This is a genomic window from Desulfovibrio ferrophilus (assembly GCF_003966735.1).
Taxonomy (GTDB): Bacteria; Desulfobacterota; Desulfovibrionia; order Desulfovibrionales; family Desulfovibrionaceae; genus Desulfovibrio_Q; species Desulfovibrio_Q ferrophilus.
The window spans coordinates 1,239,320-1,259,663 of the sequence record NZ_AP017378.1; the positions used below are offsets into that span (position 1 = coordinate 1,239,320).

The following is a 20,344-nucleotide window of genomic DNA, read 5'->3' on the forward strand; positions in this document are numbered from 1 at the left end:
AGGATCCAGATGCACAAACCGCTCTTCGCCGCACTCGGCGCTCTCGCCCTGGCAGCCATTATGGCAGGCTGTGCCGCCCAGTCCACTCCCGCTCCCGGGCCGGAACGAACTGTCTGGCAGATGACGCCCACTGCCGCCTCCAGCTACTATTACCTCGCCCTTGAAGACGCACGTCGCGGCGGTCGGGATGACGAAGCCCTAACAGCCATGGAACAGCTCCTTGAGCTGGCTCCCTCGCCCCTGATCTATATCGAAGCAGCCAATTACTACTGGCGACTGGGTCGAATGGATAAAGCTCGGACCACCTTGAAACGTGGCGAAGAACTCTACCCGACTTCTCGGGACATGGCCGTTACCCTGGCCAACACCTACTATTCAGAAAAACGTCATGAAGACGCCATCACCACGATCAAGACCTACCTCCAGCGTGTCCCGGATGACACCACGGCTTACATCGATCTGGCTCTGATATACTTGGACGACAAGCATCACGCCGAGGCGCTGGATGCCCTGGAGCAAATCCCCGAGGACAAGCGTGATGCACCAGTTCTCTACTACTGGGCCAAAGCAAGCTCAGGCCTGGGTCTGAACCGACAGGCCATCGCCAAGCTCAAGCAGGCCGTGGAGATGGACCCCGAATTCATCGAGGCCTGGGCCGAGTTGGCCTATCTCTATGAGGTGGACAAAGACTATCTGGCGGCCGAAGGAATCTACACCCGCTTGGTCGAAATGGGTGAAAACGCCAGCGAGATTTGGCTGCGTCTGATCAACCTGAACATCAAGTTGAACAATCCCGACAAGGCACTCTCACTCTACCGACAAGGCCCGCGGGATATTGATTTCGCTCTTGAAGCAGCCACCCTGTTTCTGGACGAAAAGTTCTATGACCAGGCACGGGCCATCCTGAGCCCGCTTCCCACAGATGGCGACGTCCCACCAAAAATCTGGTTCTACCTTGCAGTGCTGGCCTACGAAGGTGACCAGAACTCCGAAACCGCCCTGGAATATCTCTCAAAAATTCCTGCCGCCAATCAGCACTATCATCGTGCGGTGCGTTTCCGTATCCATCTGCTTATGGATAATGGCCGCTTTGCCGAAGCCCAGGAATTGATCCTGCATCAGCAAAAGGCCAATCCTGATCAAAGTGAATACTGGCTTCTGGAATCATCTCTGGCCCAACGCCAGAAAGACCTGCCCGGCGCCCGCACGGTACTCGAACGTGCCCTTGTCCGCTGGCCCAAGGATACAGACCTGCTCTATTCTCTGGGCATCGTTCTGGACAAGATGGATCTGCGCGATGAAGGCCTCGCAACCATGGAACGCATTATCACCATGGACCCCGAGCATGCCGACGCCCTCAACTACGTCGGCTACGTCCTGGCTGACGAAAGCAGGGATCTGGAACGAGCCATGGTACTCATCTCCCGCGCCTTGGAGCGTGAGCCCGACAGCGGCTATATTATCGACTCCTTGGCATGGTTGTATTTCCGTCGTGGAGAATCCGCACGAGCCTGGGAAGAAATCAGACGGGCTGTGGAACGGGTCGCCGATGACCCCATCGTCTGGGAACATTATGGCGACATTGCCGCCGCTCTGGGCAAGACGGCAAAAGCAAAGGAAGGCTACCGCAACAGCCTTGAGCTGAATCCGGACAACAAGTCCGCCCGCGCCAAGCTGGAAAAATTATGATTTCATTCTTGCTGCGCAGAACTCGCGTTCCCGTACACGGGCTGCTGGTGGTCTGCCTGCTGTTGCTGACAACAGCTTGCGGCCCCAAACAAATAGCCCCACCCACGACACCTGCCAGCAACCTATGGGAGTCTTTTTCCCTGCGTCGCGACGCAGCAGACCAGTCACTCCGAGGGCTCAAAATTTCGGCGAGCCTGCACTATGCAGACAGGACCCGACAGAACAGGATCACGCTTTCTCTCTGGGGCAGTCCAATGCGCCCCCTGCGACTGGACCTCTCAGCAGGATTCGGAACAACCTTCGCCATGGTCCGTGAAACCAACTCGGGTTGGTGGGGATACATCCCTGAAAAAAATACCATTTACGAAAGCCAAGATGCCAGGCATGGCCAGAGTGCTCTTGGACTCGATCTTCCATTTACACTCAGAGAACTGGTCGGAGTGGCAATTGGAAGCTACAACGGTCTTGTCCCCTCAGAATTCATGCAGGCTGAGCCCACTTCCGATGGAGGCTGGATCTATTTCTTTGCCCCCAATTCGCAGGTCACAAGCATGACACTGGACGGAGAGGGCAAGCCGGTGGTATTCGCTGGGCGTCTGAGCGGCAAAGACTGGACCATGACGCTATCGCGACATGGAGAAGATGCCACAGCCGCGCCGGAAAAGATCAATATTCTCTTGGGCAAGGACGTTACTGCGGTCCTGCGGATCAAGCAGCTGGAACGGCGTTCCACTCCTTGGCCTGATGAGTCGTTAGTACTGAAACTACCACCAGGAACCGTGATCACCCCCCTTGATCTCTGAACAAATGTTCGGCCTGCTTGAGGCCAAGCGAGGAGAACATGTCCGACAAAACTGACACCCAAAGCCAGACCGCCCCGAGCGGTGGAATTCTGGACAATCTCAAGGTCGGCCTGAAGGTCCTGTTTGACGAACTCAAATGGACCGTGAGCAAAATGGTTCGCGGGTATGAGATCAAACAGATGAACCGCCGCCTTGAAAAAGAATATGCCCTACTCGGCAAACTAGCCAGGCAACGAATGGATTCAGGCGACAAGAAAGCCGCCATGCCCAGAGACGGCGAAGCCGGGATTATCTTGTCCCAGATCGAATTCCTGGAACAGGAAATGGAATTCCTGAGTAAGGATATCGACACCTCCCGTGAGCAGGACATTCAACGCCGTACAAGCGAACTCGGACTGAACGACGAAGACTAACGGCTCACGACCACGAAAGGAACCAATCATGTCCAAGATTAAAGTAGCACTCGGCTCTGACCACGCAGGATACGCGCTCAAGGAAACCCTCAAGCAACATCTGATCGTGCGCGGCTTCGAGCCTGTGGATGTGGGCACCATGAGCACGGACAGTTGTGATTACCCGGCCATTGCCAAGGATCTTTGCAAGACCGTGCTGGATGAAAACATCCACGGTGTGCTGGTCTGCGGCACAGGCATCGGCATGTCCATGGCAGCCAACCGTCACGAAGGAATCCGAGCTGCTGTCTGCGCCAATGCCTTCCAATGCGAAATGACCCGTAAACACAACGATTGCAACGTCCTGTGCGTCGGTGAGCGTGTTACCGGCGTTGGTGCGGCGCTTTCGATCCTTGACATTTTTCTGGATACAGAGTTCGAAGGCGGACGCCACCAACGACGTGTGGACCTGATCGAACTAGATTAACCACCAGCGGGACCGTCCCGCTTGCATACAAATCTCAAAGACTTCGAGGAACGACACCATGCTAACTGCGGTCAACCCTGAAATGGACGCCAAGGCAGTCAATGTGATCAAAGGCCTTGTCATGGACACCGTGCGCAAAGCCAATTCCGGTCATCCGGGCGGCCCCATGTCCTCTGCTGACATGGCCTATGTGCTCTACAAGGACTTTCTCAACTTTGACCCTGACAACTCCGACTGGTTCAACCGCGACCGGTTCGTTCTCTCTGCAGGGCACGAATCCTCTCTGCTTTACGCTCTGCTGAACCTGAGCGGATGGCTTGAGATCGACGACCTGAAAGCCTTCCGCCAGTTCGGTAGCCGCACCCCAGGGCACCCCGAATGCGATATGGCTCCCGGCGTCGAGGCCACTACCGGGCCTCTGGGACAGGGTTTCGCCATGTCTGTAGGTATGGCCACGGCAGAATCAGTGCTGCGCAACAGACTGGGCAACGAACTTTGCAGCCACTTCACCTACGCGCTTGCTTCCGACGGTGACATCCAGGAGCCTATTGCTCTGGGTTCCGCTGCTCTGGCAGGCCTGTGGGGACTTGGCAAGCTGATCGTTTTCTATGATTCCAACGACGTCCAGTTGGCTGGCCCCGTATCCCGCTGCGATTGCATGGACTACGCCAAGGCCTTCGAGGCCATGTGCTGGCAGGTCATCACCATTGATGGTCACGATCACGAACAGATCCGAAAGGCCGTGATGAATGCCCAGTTGGAGACCGAACGCCCGACCCTGATCATCGGCAAGACCGTCATGGCCAAGGGTTCCGCCAATCTGGAAGGCGACCACAACACTCACGGTGCGCCGTTGTCGCCCGAAGAAATTGCTGCCACTAAAACCAAAATGGGCCTGGACCCCGAAAAGCACTTTGACGTGCCTGAGGATGTTCTGACCCATTTCCGCTCCCGCTTCGGGCATCTCGAGGCCGAGGCTGGCAAGTGGCGCCGCAAATTGGCTGCCAAACTGGACGAAGGCGGCGACTTTGAGACCCTGTGGAATGCCGTAACGGCCAACCGCGAAGATCTCACCCTTGAAATGCCCGAGTTCACCCCCGGTGAAATGGTGGCTACCCGCAAGGCCTGGGGCGCGGCTCTCAACGAAATCATGCACCAGTTGCCGCTATTGGTTGGAGGTTCCGCTGACCTCGACCCGTCCAACCAAACCGTTAAATTCCGCGACACCGTGGGCATCTTCGGCACCGACAATCCTTCGGGCCGCAACCTGTCCTTCGGCGTTCGCGAATTCCCCATGGGTGCCATCCTGAATGGTATGGCCCTGCATGGTGGTATCGTGCCCTTCGGCGCGACGTTCCTGGTCTTCTCAGACTATGAGCGCAACGCCCTGCGCATGAGCGCCTTGCAGAAGCTGCCCGTGCTGCATGTCTTCACGCACGATTCCTTCTATGTCGGCGAAGACGGCCCAACCCACCAGCCCATTGAGCACGTCAGTTCCCTGCGTCTGATTCCGGACATGCTGGTCATGCGCCCGGCCGACGCCTACGAGACCACAGCTTGCCTGCAAATCGCTTTGACACAGCCCGAGCGCCCCACCTGCCTGATGCTGACCCGCCAGGGTCTGCCGGTACTGGACCCCGCTCAGGTTGGCGACGGTCCCAAAAAGGGAGGCTATGTGCTTCAGGACTGTGACGGCGAGCCTGAAATCGTGATCATGGCCTCCGGTTCCGAAGTCTCCTTGGGAATTAAGGCAGCCAAGTTGCTTGAAGGCAAGCGCATCCGCGTGGTAAGCATACCCTCCATGGAGTTGTTCGACGAACAGCCTGCGGAGTATCGTGCTTCCGTCATTCCTGCCGGTGCCTTCAAGGTCGCCGTGGAAGCGGGACGCCCCGAACTTTGGTACAAGTACACCGGCACCGATGGTCTTATCCATGGGATGACCCATTTCGGCGCATCCGCGCCCGGCAAGGTGCTCGAAGAAGAATATGGTTTCACCCCCGAGAAGCTGGCCGCACTCATTAACGAGAAGCTCGGTTAACAGCTACACTCGGCAGACCCTAGGAGAGATTCCTGTGGAAGCACCGGAAAGAAATCTGGCTCTGGACCTGGTCCGAGTCACTGAAGCCGCGGCTCTGAACTCCGCGCGCTGGCTCGGTAAGGGCAACAAGGAAGAAGGCGATCGCGCTGCAGTCGATGCCATGCGCCTGTCCTTCAACGCCTTGGATATTTGCGGCAAAGTCATCATCGGCGAAGGCGAAAAGGACGAGGCTCCCATGCTCTTCAACGGTGAAGAGCTTGGAACCGGCACCGGCCCCAAAGTCGATGTTGCCGTGGACCCCGTGGAAGGTACTAACCTGCTTGCTTTCGGTCGCCCTAATGCCATCTCGGTGGTGGGCGTGGCCCCTGCAGGTGCGATGTACGACCCCGGACCGAGCTTCTATATGCAGAAGCTTGTCGTTCCCGCTGCCGCCAAGGACGTCGTGCACCTGGATGCCCCGGTCAAGGAGAACCTGACCCGCATTGCCAAGGCTTTGGACAAGGACGTGGACGACCTGGTCGTCTTCGTGCTGGACAAGCCCCGGCACAAGAAGCTGATCGAAGAAATCCGTGCAGCTGGTGCCCGTATCGAATTGCATACAGACGGCGACGTGGCCGGTTCACTGATGGCCGTTGATCCCCGTATCAACGTGGATGTGATGATGGGAACAGGCGGCACTCCCGAAGGTGTGCTTTCGGCCTGCGCCATCCGCGCCATGGGCGGCGAGATGCTGGCCCGCCTGGACCCGCGCTCCAAGGCCGAGGAAGGCGCACTCATGGACGCCGGCAAAGACATCCGCGACATCCTGACCGTTAAGACCCTGGTCAAGACCGATGACGTGTACTTTGTTGCCACCGGTATCTCAGGAGGCACATTCCTGAGTGGCGTGCGCTACACCGGTAACGGTGCGATCACCCACTCCCTGGTCATGCGCGGTAAAACAGGCTGTATCCGCTTTGTGGAAGCCCACCATGCCTTCGAGCGGGTAATGCGCTTCTCCTCGGTCAAGTACGACTAGACCAAGAGCGGCATCAACGCCGATCCATACAATCAAAGGCCCGCATCCGAAAGGAAGCGGGCCTTTTTCGTTTGACTGTCAAAGCAAGGCTAGAAAGTAATCACTTCGTAGCCCTGATCCATATATTCGCTGATGGCAGGATGGCCCATCATTTCGCCGATCATGGCAATTCCCTCGGCTTTCACGGCGTCGGCCACCTCTAGTTTATGCGAGCAGGCCTTGCACGCGCCCTCGACCACGCCGGACTCCTTGAGCTTCAGATACAACTTGTGGAACATGTTCTCAGTCTGCGCCAATTCAGGGATCAACTTTACTGAAGCCCCTTCAAAGACAAGGCGTACATCGTAGCCCTTCTCCTGCATGTCCAAAGCGTTGAGCATGACGTGCACGAAGCACAACAACTCTCCATTGAAAGCAAACAAAGCAACTTTTTTCATCACATTCCTCTTGCTATTTCAGATCGAAAAACTCGGATTCAGTCCAGATAACTCCGCCCGCCTCGGAAACTCCGGGCGGGCGGGATCACACCATAAATCAACAACTTCTAAGAGTCTCTGGAATGCTCACAGTTGAGTGTTACAAATAATTAGATGCTAGACGAACTTCTCCAACACTCTATCCAAGGCATCAAAATCCGTCGCGGCCTGAGCCAGCGGACCATTTGCCAATTGCGGAATATGCGTTTCATAGGAGGGACGATCCTGCTTGTAGATAAGCCCCAAGGGAATCTCGTCTCCAAACTTGTCGGCTGTCTGCATGGCGACACTCCAATCCGTGGGATCGTAATCGTCAGGCAGATTCACACAGCGTTCCTTATACCAGGCATAGGTATTGATCTTGTTGAAAGACACGCACGGTTGCAGAATATCCACCAAGGCAAATCCTTCATGGCGCATGGCCAATTCGATCATCTGGGCCAGATGTTCCGTATCACCGGCGAAGGACCGGGCCACAAAGCTGCACTTCATGGCGACCGCGACGGCAACGGGATTGAACGGGGTGGCGGCCACTCCCAAAGGCTGAGTCTTGGTGACCTGCCCAGTCATGGTGGTCGGGCTGGCCTGGCCTTTGGTCAATCCATAAATCTGGTTGTTGTGCGCCAGCAGAGTCATATTCACATTGCGTCGCACGGCAGCCAGGAAGTGGTTCCCGCCCTCGCCATAAGAACAGCCATCGCCCGAGGAAACGAGCACAGGGAGGTTCGTATTGGACAACCGGACGGCCTGAGCCACGGGCAGTGCCCGTCCATGCAAGCCATTGAACATGTTCGATCTGAGATAATGAGGGGCCTTGGCCGCCTGCCCGATACCGGACACGTAGACGAACTGATGCGGGGCGATATCCTGAGCAAGCAATGCCTGGCGCACGGCCTGCATGATACCGAAATTTCCACACCCGGGGCACCAGGAGGTCGTGAATTCACCGTAGTCTTCGATCTTGACCATGAGAGCCTCCTATGCCTCGAGCGCGCCCGACTTGTGCAGCGCGGTGACAATATATTCGGGAGTGAAGGGCCGACCGTCATATTTCAGAACAAGTCCGGTATACTGGGCCCCGGCCAACTTCAACAACGCGGCAAACTGTCCTGTGGCGTTGCCTTCCACCACGACGATCTTTTTGGCTGCATCGAATTTTGCGGCAAACTGATCCAGCTTGAGAGGCCAGACCTGCGAGAAATGCAATGACGCGGCTTGCACCCCGTCGGCCCGTAAATCCATGGCCGCCTCATCGGCAGCACCCTTGGTAGAGCCCCAGGACACCAGCAGGACATCCGGACTCTCCGGGCCGATGTAGGAAGGCGCGACCACGTCTTCCCACAGGCCACAGCCTTTGCGCAGACGTTTCTGCTTCTGCTCGATGCGCATCTCGATGTCTTCGGTAATATGCCCATCAGGGGTGTGTTCGTGCGAATCTCCTACCACCAGCGTTTCGGAGAATCCCGGTATCACCCGAGGAGAGACGCCACTATCCGTCACGGCATAGCGTTCATACGGCCCCTCGCCCGCCCATTCCTTGAGGGGTGAAGCTGGAGCAGGAAGCGAACGGGTGTCGAAGGGTTCCACAGAGCGGAAAGAATCGGCCAGGAACTGGTCCGAAAGCACGAACACTGGACTTTGGTAACGCTCGGCCTGATCAAAGGCGCGATGCGCGAGTCGGAAGGCTTCCTCAACCGTTCCAGGGGCAAAGATGGCCCGTGGGTATTCGCCGTGTCCTGCGTACAGCACCAGATTCAAATCCGCCTGTTCCGTTCGAGTGGGTAGCCCCGTCGCCGGACCGGGACGCATGGCAACCACGCACACCAACGGAGTCTCCGCCACTGCCGCAAGGCTCACGCCTTCGGTCATCAACGCAAACCCGCCGCCCGAGGTCGGCACAAGGGATCTGGCACCGGCATACGAAGCGCCAATAGCCATGTTCATGGCCGCAATTTCATCCTCTACCTGCTCCACCACCACCCCAAGCTCGCGGCCATGGGTAATGAGATTCTGCGCCACCGAAGTGGCCGGAGTCATGGGATAGAACGAACAGAATTTCACGCCGGCAGCCATGGCTCCCAGAGCAATGGCTTCGTTGCCGCCCATCATCAGTCGCTTTACCGGAGCGGGAACAGGAGCAAGCGGTTCAATGCCAGCGTTCTGCTCCGCCACCCAGGCATAGGCAGCATCCAGCACCTCGTGATTCTGCTTGACGATGGCCTCGCCTTTCTTGGTGAAGGTATCGGTCAGCAATTTAGCGGGCACATCGCGATCAAGTCCCAAAAGGGACGCCAGCAGTCCCAGCGCAGCCACATTCTGAAAAATTGGTTTGGGAGCAAGATCCTTGAAGGAGATGGACAACCCAGGACGCCCCTTGGAATCCAGAGCCTCATCGCAAATAATCAGACCACCATCACCCAATTCATTCAGGTGCAAATCCACGGTTTCCTGATTCAAAGCCACCAGAAAATCCATGGCCTCACGCGGGGCATAAATCTCATCCACACTGGCACGGATGATATAGGTATTATGCCCTCCCCGAACCCGGGACATATAATCCTGACGGACGACAACATGGTAGCCGCTGCGAATCAGAGACTTGGTGAGCAATTGCCCCACCGTAGCCAGCCCCTGGCCCGCCGCTCCACCAATCATAATATTTACGGTTTTCTCCGGCATGCGCTCTCCTCTTCGCCACTCTGGGCGAATCGTTCTCTCGCTCCTGGGAGGATTCTCCACCGAAAAGAGGTGTGGTGGAAGGATAAAGGCTGCGCCCCACAAGCAAGCGCAGCCCTGTATGGAGTATTTATTCGGCAGCAGGCGGGGTGAAGATGCGAGTGGCCATCTCCTTATCCAGCATGTACATGCCGGCCCCGTCCTTGGATACGAGCTTCAGCTTATGCAGAACCTCGCCCACGCTATCTTCCTCTTCAACCTGTTCTTCAATGAACCACTGCAGGAAGATGCAGGCCGCGTGGTCCTTTTCTTCCTGAGCCAAAGACATCAGGTCGTTGATTCGAGCGGTAACATGCTGCTCGTGCTCAAGGGTATGCTCAACAACTGCCAATGCGGATTTCCACTGATGATCGGGCTTGTCGATGGCCTGAAGTTCAATCTTGCCGCCACGTTCCAGCACGTAATCATAGAATTTCATGGCATGAGCCAGTTCTTCCTGCCCCTGCAGGCGCATCCAATGGGCAAATCCGGGCAGTCCCTCATCCGCGCACCATGCGGACATCGAGAGATAGAGATATCCAGAGTACATTTCCCATTTGATCTGTTCATTGATGGCCTGTTCCATTTTCTTGTTCAGCATGTATTCCTCCAAAGCTATTCGTCAAAAAATGAGTGAAGTGCCAGGTCCGCTTGCTCTTCCAAAGCGAAAACCACCATAAGCACGGGATTTATGACAGTCTTCAGATTTACATTTCAAGGCTTGTTGCGCAAGGATAAAAACTGTCATCTCCGACACACAAACGACACAGAACGGCTCAACGCTTGTGAAGACTTTCCCGCGGGTTGCCCTTAGTTTTCGAATGAGGCATAGATGTGAGCCCGGCTGACACACAGCTGGACCCGCCATCCGTCAACGCATTAGCAAGGGGAAAGGGAACGCATGCTCAATTCGCCAGTGGGTTTTGGCACACCGCGCCAAGCGGACACCGAAATGTTCTGTAAGAAATGTGAAGGATCATTACGTGTTATTCGTTCCTGCCGAGAAGTCACCGTTTTCTGCAACAAATGCGGTGGCCGCTTCCGCCTGGAAGAGTACGTCGACTACATCGATGACATCGAAGACTTCATGGGCAACGTCCCCTGCGATAGAATCTAGCGCCTCCCAATTCCAGAGTCCCCGTCACAAGCTCCCATAGCAACGCTTCAAACCAAGCGTTCTCCTGTCGTGCCCTAATGTCCCCAGCCCTTGGGCTTGCACCGCCTGTGGCGCTGTTTTCACTTCCACCCTACTTTCCGTTGAGCGACCAGTCATAGTCCAGAAAACGAACCTCGACCTTGGGCCCCAAGGCACGCATCCCCTGAGCCAAGTCACCGGTGGCGTATCGCATCAGATACTGTGCCACATCACCAAAATCATCCCCGTACCACTTGAATATACGCGAAACAGAAAGCATCTCACCCTGAAGAACCACATTGCGCCCATCGTTGACGAATGAACGTGCCCGCTCGGTAAGCTGTTCATTCAATCGTTGCCCCTCATAGGGCTCCGTCAAAAGCGGAGGACAGCTCTTGGAGGCGCAGTTAATGGCAAAATGCACTCTTGGGTCCTTGAACTCCGGGATCAGGATATCCTTCTCCACATTATCCAGATGCAATTCCTGCCCACCGATGACAATGAACTTACGCTTCCAGGGGCTTGAAAACAGGCCACCAAGATCACGAATACTCTCAACCCCCGGATACTCGCTAAGAATCAGTTTCAGCGTGAACGCATTGTACACATTGATCCAGTAGGCAAAACGTTCATCCTGCCCCAGAGACTGAGGGTTGATTCCGCGCAGCACATCCAGATAGGCATCCAGCTCGGCTTCGCGAATCTTCAATGCCCGATAATCAACCTCACCCGTCGGGCTTACATTCGCGTCCAGCAGTGCCGCATAAATGGTATTGTCCACCAGCGGCGGATGCTGGGCTTCTGCCCCGCCTGCCCCGCCCATCATCAAAGCCAGCACTATAAAAACAAATATTCCACGCATGATTCGCTCCTTTCGATTGAATCCTTATTCTACTGTAAAATCGGTCCTCTGGAAACAGGGGTCAAAATATTCCCCCATTGAGCCCCCACGTTGTGTAAAGGAAAAATCGTAAGCAGCCGATATGAACGTCAGGATAGTAGAAGTAACGCGCACCGCGCGAACCCATGGGAGAGAGCATGCATACCGCGAAAGCGTTTCCGGCCATATTGGCACTCATCCTGCTGCTGGCCGTACCCGCACTGGCGGCGGACGACGCCCCGAACGACATGACCGCTCACAAGCTGGCTCAACGTAATGCCCAAGCCACAGGGCAGCAGGGTCCGTTTGATCCGGGCGCAGGCGTCAAGGCCTTCAAGACCGGCAAAATCGATGTGAATGGGCAATCCTATGGACTGCACAGCGATGGTCAGGTTCACGCCGGAACCATGCTGCCTGATGGCCGTGGCGATTATGTCTGGGTTGGCTCGGACAAGCCGATCCCCATGCCTTCCGCCGAACATGCCGGTGGTCGCGAGATTCGCCTCAAGGTTCGTGAGATGGCCTCGCAACTGTTCGAAAAGCTCGGCACAAACGGCTTGCAGGACGGCGTTGCCATGCCCGCCTCATTCGTAAACCAGGACAACTTTGAAAGCTCCTCTTCCTTTGGGCGTTACATCGCCGAACAACTCTTCTACGAGCTGAACCAACTGGGTATCCCCGTACGTGAATACCGCACCCTGCCACGCATCATGACACGCCCCGAAGACGGCGAGTTCGCCCTGACCCGCAGCATGGAAGAACAGGCTCCTGTGCCCACGACCGGGCTGGTGCTGACGGGAACCTACTATTTCGACAAGCACAATGTGTTCGTCAATGCGCGCCTTTTCCGTCCGCTGGACGGCATGGTGCTGCGCACTGCGAATCTGGTCTTTGCCCAGACTCCGGTCACACGGACCATGCTCTCCCGCGGGACCGGCATCCGGCTGCAACAGGCCGAAACCGAGGTCAAATCCTTTGCCAAGCTGAAGGACGAGGCCAGTCTGGAATTCATGCTCCAGCAGGACGACCTGCACTAGCAGGAAGGAAAAGCACATGAATATGAAATATTTTTTGCTGACGCTGACAATTGCCACAATGCTCTCAGGTTGCTCGATGCCGTGGTCCGCGCCGGAGCAAGGCGCCCATGCCCTGCCCTATCACGAAAATAGCGTGAACAGCCTTGCACTGGGGCGTCACTATCAGACCCAAGGGCGTTTTGAACTGGCGCGCGAGACATTCCTGAACGGGTTGGCAACTTCCCGTGATGAAGAGATGCGCAAGCGACTGGCCCTGGAAATCGAAGCCACAGATCGATTGATCCTCAGTCAACGATAGGAAGGACCACATGAGAAAGGTACTGTTGATCATCACCGTTCTGACAACGCTGTGCTGCGCGGCTCCGGCCCTGGCAGGTACCACGAGCATCCCCGGAGCAGCAAAGTCTGCGGCCACGCAGTTGGACACCCAATTGGCTGAACGCCTGCAACTGCTGGAAGGCCCCGCCAAGGGCACCACGCTGATTCTGTCCACGCCTGTGAGCCTGGAAAACATGGAAGAAAGCTCGCCCCTGTCGCGCCTGCTGGCCGAAGAGCTTGCCATGTGGTTCGTGCAAAGTGGCTATCGTGTTCAGGAAATCCGCAAGACCAAGCACATGCTTTTCGAACCCGGCCTGGGTGAATTGTCGCTGTCACGTGACGTCCGCTTTGTGGACGCCCGTTACCTGAAGAGCGCCGTTATTCTGACCGGCACCTACAGCCAGACCCAGCGCAACGTGCGCTTCAATCTGCGCCTGCTGCACGCTCCCACCGGAGAGGTGTTGGCCATGGCCTCGCAAACCATTCGGATCACCCGCGAGACGGCTCAGCTTCTGGACGAAGGCGCACGCGCACGCGCACGGCGCATCCAACCCTCGGTGAGCACCAACCTGCGGCAGGTGAGCATGAACGATGCTGGCACCCCTACACAGGATTGGAACACCTGGGCGCTGCCCGATTTCACGGACATGCACACCCTGACCAAGCCTGTGCGGGAAGACGTACCGAACGTCATCGACCTTACCGACTAGAGCGGCCCTTCACACCGCTTCATACGGATATGGAGAAAGCCCGGAACTATGGAATAGTTCCGGGCTTTCGCATTGAAAATCACCAGTATGGTCTACCTACCAAATCAAAACCCCGGAGTTGTTTCCAACTCCGGGGTTAATTTATTCTATTTACCTAACAGGAGGCCGCGCCGAACCAATGGTTCGACTGCCGCACCAATTTCTCCGAGGGGACTCCTTAGTGAGTCTGTTCGATGACCTCATCGGTCTTCATCAGCGAAGCCGAGATGGGGCACTCTTCAGCGTCCTTGCCACTGAAGATGGACTTCGGATCGGCACAGACCAGAGCATGGGCCAGCACTTCGTCCATATTCTCCACCGGAATGATCGTCAGGTCCCTTAGGATAGCCTTGGGCACGTCCTTCAGGTCCTTGGTGTTCTCCTTGGGGATCAGGACAGTCTTGATCAAGCCACGATGGGCAGCCAGAAGCTTCTCGCGCAGGCCACCGATAGGCAGGACACGACCACGCAAAGTGATTTCGCCAGTCATGGCCAATTCGTTGTTGACCGGAATGTTCAGCAAAGCCGAAGCCAGCGTAGTGCCCAGAGTGATACCTGCGGACGGGCCGTCCTTGGGGATAGCTCCTTCGGGCACATGAACATGGATGTCAATTTGCTTGTAGAAATCACGCTTGAGGCCAAACAGGTCAGAGCGGGAGCGAATGTAGGACAATGCCGCCTTGACGGATTCCTGCATCACATCGCCCAATTTGCCGGTAATCTCGATCTTGCCGTTACCAGGCATCAGAGCGGTTTCAACCATCAGCAGTTCGCCACCCAACTGGGTATAAGCCAGACCGGTCGTCACGCCCACCTGAGGCGCATCTTCCTTGGAGCCATAGCTGTGCTTCTGTACGCCCAGGAGTTTGGGCAGCTTCTGCTTGGTGATCTTCAGGGACTGCTCAAGGTCTCCGTCCTCCACCAGTTTCATGGCGGATTTACGAGCCACTGCAGCAATCTCTCGCTCAAGATTTCGGACACCGGCCTCACGGGTATACCGACGGATGATCTCCATCAGCGCGTTATCCGAAATAGCCAGATTCTCAGGCTTCAGGCCATGCTCCTCGATCTGCTTGGGCACGAGGAACTGCTTGGCGATCTGCTTCTTCTCGGTCTCCAGGTAGCCAGGCAGCTGGATGATCTCCATGCGATCCTGCAGTGGCAGGGGGATGGAGTGCAGGCTGTTGGCCGTGGTGATGAAGAAGATCTTGGACAGGTCGTAATCCATGTCCAGATAATGATCATTGAAAGAATAGTTCTGTTCCGGGTCAAGCACCTCCAGCATGGCGGCCGAAGGGTCACCCCGGAAGTCCATGCTCATCTTGTCCACTTCATCCAGGCAGAACACGGGGTTGTTGAACTCCACGCGTTTCAGGGACTGGATGATCTTGCCCGGCAGCGCGCCGACATACGTACGTCGATGCCCACGAATCTCGGCCTCATCACGTACACCACCCAAGGACAGGCGCACGAACTCACGACCGGTGGCACGGGCTACGGACTTGGACAAAGAGGTCTTACCGACTCCCGGAGGGCCCACCAGACAGAGAATGGGGCCCTTCATGGTGTCCACGAGGCTCTGCACAGCCAGATATTCCAAGATGCGTTTCTTGGGCTTTTGCAGACCGAAATGATCCTCTTCCAGAATGGCACGGGCCTCTTCGATATTCAAAGAGGTCTCCTTGCACACATTCCAGGGCAGATCCAGAATCCAGTCTACATAGTTGCGGACAACGGTGTACTCGGCGGATGATGGAGGAATCTGCTTGAGTTTCTTGATCTCGCGCAGGGCCTTTTCCCGGTTTTCATCGGGCATGACCTTCTCGGCCAGACGTTTCTCGATCTCAACGATTTCCTGATTCGGATCTTCCTCACGGCCCATCTCTTTGTTGATGGCCTTGAGCTGTTCGTTGAGATAGTACTCCTTCTGGTTGGACTCCATCTGGTCCTTGACGCGAGTCTTGATCTTCTTTTCCAGATTGGCAATCTCGATCTCACCCTGCAGGAGCGCAAAGGTCTCCTCCAGGCGCTTACTGGGATCGATCTCTTCCAGAAGAGCCTGCTTCTTGACGTAGTCCACTTTGAGGTGCGGCATGACGGAGTCTGCCAGACGCCCGGGGTTGGTCAGAGAAGTGATGGCAGAAATGGTCTCAGCCGCCAGCTTTTTGTTGATCTTGCCGTATTCCTCAAGGGCATCGTGAGTGGCGCGAACAAGAGCCTCGCCGTCTGCGGAATCAAGTCCCGCATCCACGATGCGCTCCACATCGGCCATGGGGAACACATCGTCTTCCAGATCACCGTCCAGGGCGTCAAAGCCGCCAGCCGGAGACCATGTTGCGCGATACAATCCTTCAAACAACACCTTGATGGTGCCATCGGGCAGTCGAAGAAGCTGTAATATCTTGCTGACGGTCCCTACTTCATAAAGATCATCGGGCATGGGGCGCTCTTGCTCAGGTGTGCGCTGGGCCACGAGGAAGATCTTCTTGTTATGCTCGCCAAGGGCGGTCTCGATGGCTTTGACCGAGGCAGCACGGCCCACAAACAGGGGCACGATGGACCTCGGGAACATCACCACCTCACGCAGGGACATCAGCGGCAGGCGGACGTCGGCAGAGCGGGGATCGTTATCAACTGTCAGAAAATTGGTCATGAACTCCTCCGGGATGCAATTCTGCCAAACGCCCCCCGGTCAGGGGGCCGGGGGGCGGGCTGAATTCTAACTAACTCCGGGTCGCTGATTGTCAACGGCCCGGAACGAATCCGGGCCGTGAAAGAACAAATCAGATTAAGCCGAGCGGGCTTCCTGCTGATAAATCAGCAGTGGCTCCTGGGCACCATCGACCACTGCGCTGTTGACCACGCATTCCTTGACGCCATCGATGGACGGCAGGCGGTACATGATGTCCAGCATGATGCCTTCCAGCACGCTACGCAGGCCACGAGCGCCTGTTTTGCGTTTCAGGGCCAGAGCGGCAACGGCGCGCAAGGCATTGGTCGTGAACCTGAGCTTGACGTGGTCCAGCTCGAACAATTTCTCGTACTGCTTGACCAGGGCGTTCTTGGGCTCAGTGAGAATGCGCACCAAATCATCTTCGGTGAGTTCCTCCAGAGTGGCTACGATGGGAATACGGCCAACGAATTCTGGAATCAGCCCGTATTTGATCAGATCCGTGGGTGACACGGACTTGATCGCTTCGCTGAATTCCTCTTCCTTCTTGGCGGCCACATCGGCTCCAAAACCCAATCCGCCACCCGTGCCACGGCGCTGAATAATCTTGTCCAGGCCGATAAAAGCGCCACCCAGAATAAACAGGATATTCCCGGTATTCATCCGGATGAATTCCTGCTGCGGGTGCTTGCGCCCACCCTTGGGCGGAATGTTGGCTTCGGTCCCCTCGATAATCTTCAAGAGCGCCTGTTGCACGCCCTCGCCAGACACATCGCGGGTAATGGACGGGCCATCGCTCTTGCGGGCAATCTTGTCGATTTCATCAACATAGATAATGCCCTTGGAAGCGGACTCAATATCATAATCCGCATTCTGCAACAGCTGCACGAGGATGTTCTCCACATCCTCACCCACGTAACCGGCTTCGGTCAGCGTGGTGGCGTCAGCAATGGCAAAGGGAACCTTGAGAATGCGCGCCAGAGTCTGGGCCATCAAGGTCTTACCCGAGCCAGTGGGACCGATAAGCAAGATGTTGGACTTGTCGAGTTCAACGTCGGAAGTGGAATTTCCGGCATAGAACACGCGTTTGTAATGATTGTGCACGGCAACAGCCAGAGTCTTTTTGCTCTGCTTCTGACCAATGACATATTCATCCAGGAGGTCCTTGATCTCTGCGGGAGTGAGCAGACGGCCGTCTTCCACTTCCTCGGAAAGACTTTCCTGGGCGATAATCTCGTTGCACAGGGAAACGCATTCGTCGCAGATATAGACATCCGGCCCGGCAATGAGGCGTTGAACCTCCTCCTGACTTTTGCCGCAGAACGAACAATACAGCTCGGGAGGGAGGCCCATCTTCTGCTTGGTCATGTAATCGCTACTCCTTACCTTCTTCTTGCAAGTCCTTCCGTGAGACGAGGATCTTGTCGATCAGGCCGTATTTCACGGCTTCGTCGGCACCCATGAAGTAATCGCGGTCGGTGTCGTTTTCAATCTTCTTGAGCTTCTGGCCGGTGTGATGAACCAGAATCTGGTTCAACCGCTTACGCAGGCGCAAAATCTCTTTGGCATGGATCTCAATATCCGTGGCCTGACCTTGCGTTCCGCCAAGGGGCTGATGGATGAGTATCCTGGCATTAGGCAATGCAAATCTCATTCCGGCTTCGCCGGCAGAAAGCAGCAACGCTCCCATGCTGGCGGCCTGACCGATACAAACGGTGGAGACCGGAGACGAGATGTATTGCATGGTATCGTAAATGGCGAGCCCTGCTGTCACGACTCCGCCGGGAGAGTTTATGTACAGATTGATTGGCTTCTCAGGGTTCTCGGACTCCAAAAACAGAAGCTGTGCGCAGATCAGGCTGGCCACATGGTCGTCCACAGGAGTGCCAAGCAGGATAATCCTGTCCTTCAACAGTCGGGAATAAATGTCGTAAGCCCGCTCGGAACGGCCGGTGGATTCAACAACAATGGGAATGGTTGCCATGTGCACTTTTCTCCCTTTTTCTCGGATGTTCAGGTGCGGCGTCAATTCGCCTGGGCAAACTATAGCCATCGTGTTGACACGAGTCCACCCTCGAAATGCAAGAAAAGCCGCGACAATGTCGAAGTTCACGGCAATCCGTAAAAAAAAAGGGCGAAGGCCATTCGGCCTTCGCCCTTTTGGCATCAAATAAACTAAGCCGTGGGCTTAATGGCGAAGCCACCATCGGCCTCGACAATCTCACCCTCGATATCCAGAGCCTTCAGCCGGGACTTGGCAGCACCTTCGGTCTTGAAGGGAGTGCCACCCTTGGTCATGACCAGCTCGCCGTCAGCAGCGGGCTTGGCGGCGGCTTTCTTGGCCGGGGCTTTCTTCTTGGGCTCCTCGCCGATCTGAGGCTCAACCTCGGTGACCTTGGCGAGGGAATACACGAGTTCCACAGCCTTGTCGCACAGCAGGCGATCCTTGAGGGCGAACATCAGGTTGTTGTCCTCATAGAAACGCTTCACAGACTCGGGGTCCTGCTGGTTACGCATGGCTTCCTGGTGGACATACTGCTCAACTTCCTCGCGGGAAATGGAAAGATCTTCCTTGGCGGCAATGGCCAGAAGCAGCAACTGGGTGCGAACGGTGGTCTCGGCAGGACCCCGATGATCCTCACGGATTTCCTCGGGGGTCTTGCCCAAAGCCTCGATGCTTCTGCCCTGCTGCTCAATGCGCTGGGTGAATTCGTGCACCTGACGGTCAATGTGTTCTTCAACCATGGCAGGAGGCAGCGGGAAGTCAATCTTCGCCAGCACGGCATCAACCATGTCCTTTTGGGCAGCGGCCTTCACCAGGCTCTTGCGGGACTCCATGTAGGAACTCTCAATGGCTTCACGAAGCTGTTCCATATCGCGGAAACCGCCAGCCTTGGCTGCGAAATCATTGTCGAGTTCGGGCAGGGACTGCTTCTTGATTTCGTGCAGGGTGACACGCATGGTCACGGACTTTCCTGCGAAATCCTTATTGATGAAGTCCTCGGGGAAAGCGACTTCGCCTTCGCCCTTTTCGCCAGCCTTGAGCTTCTTGATGATATTCTCGAAGTCAGCCAGAGACTGACCTTCACCGAGCACCATGCGGAAGTTGCTGGCTTTGATCTCGTCGATGGCCTTGCCATCTTCCCATGCATTGAAGGTGACCATGACGATATCGCCGTCAGCGGCGGTGCGGTCCTCTTCAACCTTGATCTCTTCAGCCAGGTTGCCACGGATGCGCTCGACAACGGCTTCAATCTCGGCAGGATTGATAACAGGCTTCTCCTGCTCAACCTCCAGATTGTGATACTCGGGCAGCGTGATCTCAGGAGCAACTTCGAAGGCCACGGAATAGGTGAACTCCTCGTCGCGAACCAGCAGCTCGGCATCGACTTCCAGACGGGACAAGGGTGCCAATTTCAGCTCGCCCAGAATCTCGTTGATCTGATAATTGATGAGATCAGTGGTGGCTTCCTCGTAGATCTGGGTCTTGAAGCGTGCCTCGACCATCTTGGTCGGGACCTTGCCCTTACGGAAGCCCTTGAAATCCGCAGAAGTCTTGTAGATGGCGATGGTGGCACTGATGGCCGCATTCACCTCTTCAACGGGGATGGTGACGTCGATTTTGCGTTCGACGGGAGATTTTTCTTCGGCTTTATATTCCATGGATTAACTCCTCCTTGACCTGTTCGGCGTTCCCATTAATGAAATATACGGAAGACGCGGGTCGTCTTAAAACGATCCGCGCCACCAACAAAAATTTGGTGCGAGAGGGGAGAATCGAACTCCCACGGTTACCCGCTAGGTCCTAAACCTAGTGCGTCTACCAATTCCGCCACTCTCGCAAACGGTAGTCACCTACTCGTGGGCGGCTTCGGTGTCAATCCCGCCCGCCGGTAGAGACCTCATTTATACATTCATGTCAAGCCTTCTCACGCC

Annotated in this window: 19 protein-coding genes and 1 tRNA gene; 10 read left to right on the forward strand and 10 right to left on the reverse strand. The window is 56.0% G+C overall.

Annotated elements, in window-relative coordinates:
* Nucleotides 1-9 precede the first annotated feature (9 nt).
* The 6 genes from EL361_RS05745 to glpX are packed head-to-tail and all read left to right on the forward strand — an operon-like array spanning nucleotide 10 to nucleotide 6,427.
* On the forward strand, nucleotides 10-1,689 hold the full coding sequence (locus EL361_RS05745) for a tetratricopeptide repeat protein (protein ID WP_126377495.1): 1,680 nt from the start codon (nucleotides 10-12) through the stop codon (nucleotides 1,687-1,689).
* Nucleotides 1,686-2,492, forward strand: coding sequence for a hypothetical protein (locus EL361_RS05750; RefSeq protein WP_126377497.1), 807 nt, complete (start codon nucleotides 1,686-1,688; stop codon nucleotides 2,490-2,492). Before EL361_RS05745 ends, EL361_RS05750 begins: the two co-directional genes overlap by 4 nt.
* A 38-nt stretch (nucleotides 2,493-2,530) precedes the next feature.
* Nucleotides 2,531-2,905 (forward strand): hypothetical protein, encoded by a 375-nt coding sequence (locus tag EL361_RS05755; protein ID WP_126377499.1) that lies wholly within the window; start codon nucleotides 2,531-2,533, stop codon nucleotides 2,903-2,905.
* Between the two features lie 28 nt (nucleotides 2,906-2,933).
* Nucleotides 2,934-3,371, forward strand: a complete 438-nt coding sequence (rpiB, locus tag EL361_RS05760; protein WP_126377501.1) for a ribose 5-phosphate isomerase B — start codon at nucleotides 2,934-2,936, stop codon at nucleotides 3,369-3,371.
* A 58-nt stretch (nucleotides 3,372-3,429) separates the two neighbouring features.
* Complete coding sequence (gene tkt / locus EL361_RS05765; protein WP_232034888.1) at nucleotides 3,430-5,409, forward strand: transketolase; 1,980 nt, start codon at nucleotides 3,430-3,432, stop codon at nucleotides 5,407-5,409.
* Nucleotides 5,410-5,443: 34 nt separating this feature from the next.
* Complete coding sequence (gene glpX / locus EL361_RS05770) at nucleotides 5,444-6,427, forward strand: class II fructose-bisphosphatase (protein WP_126377503.1); 984 nt, start codon at nucleotides 5,444-5,446, stop codon at nucleotides 6,425-6,427.
* Nucleotides 6,428-6,516: 89 nt separating this feature from the next.
* Here glpX and EL361_RS05775 read toward each other — a convergent pair whose 3' ends face one another.
* From EL361_RS05775 to EL361_RS05790, 4 genes are all read right to left on the reverse strand, one after another.
* The gene (locus EL361_RS05775; RefSeq protein ID WP_126377505.1) at nucleotides 6,517-6,864 is read right to left on the reverse strand and encodes a DsrE family protein; all 348 of its coding nucleotides are present in this window, start codon (nucleotides 6,862-6,864) and stop codon (nucleotides 6,517-6,519) included.
* A 156-nt stretch (nucleotides 6,865-7,020) separates the two neighbouring features.
* Complete coding sequence (locus tag EL361_RS05780; protein ID WP_126377507.1) at nucleotides 7,021-7,872, reverse strand: 2-oxoacid:ferredoxin oxidoreductase subunit beta; 852 nt, start codon at nucleotides 7,870-7,872, stop codon at nucleotides 7,021-7,023.
* 9 nt (nucleotides 7,873-7,881) lie between these two features.
* A complete protein-coding gene (locus EL361_RS05785; protein WP_126377509.1) occupies nucleotides 7,882-9,582 on the reverse strand; it encodes a 2-oxoacid:acceptor oxidoreductase subunit alpha in 1,701 nt (566 codons plus the stop codon).
* Nucleotides 9,583-9,709: 127 nt separating this feature from the next.
* Nucleotides 9,710-10,219 (reverse strand): ferritin, encoded by a 510-nt coding sequence (locus tag EL361_RS05790; RefSeq protein ID WP_126377511.1) that lies wholly within the window; start codon nucleotides 10,217-10,219, stop codon nucleotides 9,710-9,712.
* Between the two features lie 300 nt (nucleotides 10,220-10,519).
* On the opposite strand from EL361_RS05790, the gene EL361_RS05795 reads away from it, so the two are divergent.
* The gene (locus EL361_RS05795; protein ID WP_126377513.1) at nucleotides 10,520-10,735 is read left to right on the forward strand and encodes a dual CXXC motif small (seleno)protein; all 216 of its coding nucleotides are present in this window, start codon (nucleotides 10,520-10,522) and stop codon (nucleotides 10,733-10,735) included.
* A 130-nt stretch (nucleotides 10,736-10,865) separates the two neighbouring features.
* On the opposite strand, the gene EL361_RS05800 is transcribed toward EL361_RS05795, so the two are convergent.
* Entirely contained in the window at nucleotides 10,866-11,615 is a 750-nt protein-coding gene (locus tag EL361_RS05800) for a DUF547 domain-containing protein (RefSeq protein ID WP_232034889.1), read from the reverse strand.
* Nucleotides 11,616-11,791: 176 nt separating this feature from the next.
* Between EL361_RS05800 and EL361_RS05805 the strand changes: the two genes are divergently transcribed.
* The 3 genes from EL361_RS05805 to EL361_RS05815 are packed head-to-tail and all read left to right on the forward strand — an operon-like array spanning nucleotide 11,792 to nucleotide 13,698.
* Nucleotides 11,792-12,670: a FlgO family outer membrane protein gene (locus EL361_RS05805; protein ID WP_126377515.1), complete on the forward strand. Its 879-nt coding sequence runs from the start codon at nucleotides 11,792-11,794 to the stop codon at nucleotides 12,668-12,670.
* Nucleotides 12,671-12,686: 16 nt separating this feature from the next.
* Nucleotides 12,687-12,968, forward strand: a complete 282-nt coding sequence (locus EL361_RS05810; protein ID WP_126377517.1) for a hypothetical protein — start codon at nucleotides 12,687-12,689, stop codon at nucleotides 12,966-12,968.
* 10 nt (nucleotides 12,969-12,978) lie between these two features.
* The gene (locus tag EL361_RS05815; protein WP_126377519.1) at nucleotides 12,979-13,698 is read left to right on the forward strand and encodes a FlgO family outer membrane protein; all 720 of its coding nucleotides are present in this window, start codon (nucleotides 12,979-12,981) and stop codon (nucleotides 13,696-13,698) included.
* Between the two features lie 217 nt (nucleotides 13,699-13,915).
* On the opposite strand, the gene lon is transcribed toward EL361_RS05815, so the two are convergent.
* The 5 genes from lon to EL361_RS05840 form a co-directional block, all read right to left on the reverse strand.
* Nucleotides 13,916-16,390: an endopeptidase La gene (gene lon / locus EL361_RS05820; RefSeq protein ID WP_126377521.1), complete on the reverse strand. Its 2,475-nt coding sequence runs from the start codon at nucleotides 16,388-16,390 to the stop codon at nucleotides 13,916-13,918.
* Nucleotides 16,391-16,525: 135 nt separating this feature from the next.
* Nucleotides 16,526-17,776, reverse strand: coding sequence for an ATP-dependent Clp protease ATP-binding subunit ClpX (gene clpX / locus EL361_RS05825; RefSeq protein ID WP_126377523.1), 1,251 nt, complete (start codon nucleotides 17,774-17,776; stop codon nucleotides 16,526-16,528).
* A gap of 7 nt (nucleotides 17,777-17,783) precedes the next feature.
* Complete coding sequence (gene clpP, locus EL361_RS05830; protein ID WP_126377525.1) at nucleotides 17,784-18,392, reverse strand: ATP-dependent Clp endopeptidase proteolytic subunit ClpP; 609 nt, start codon at nucleotides 18,390-18,392, stop codon at nucleotides 17,784-17,786.
* 191 nt (nucleotides 18,393-18,583) lie between these two features.
* A complete protein-coding gene (tig, locus tag EL361_RS05835) occupies nucleotides 18,584-20,071 on the reverse strand; it encodes a trigger factor (protein WP_126377527.1) in 1,488 nt (495 codons plus the stop codon).
* Nucleotides 20,072-20,167: 96 nt separating this feature from the next.
* Nucleotides 20,168-20,250, reverse strand: a tRNA-Leu gene (locus tag EL361_RS05840).
* Nucleotides 20,251-20,344 lie beyond the last annotated feature (94 nt).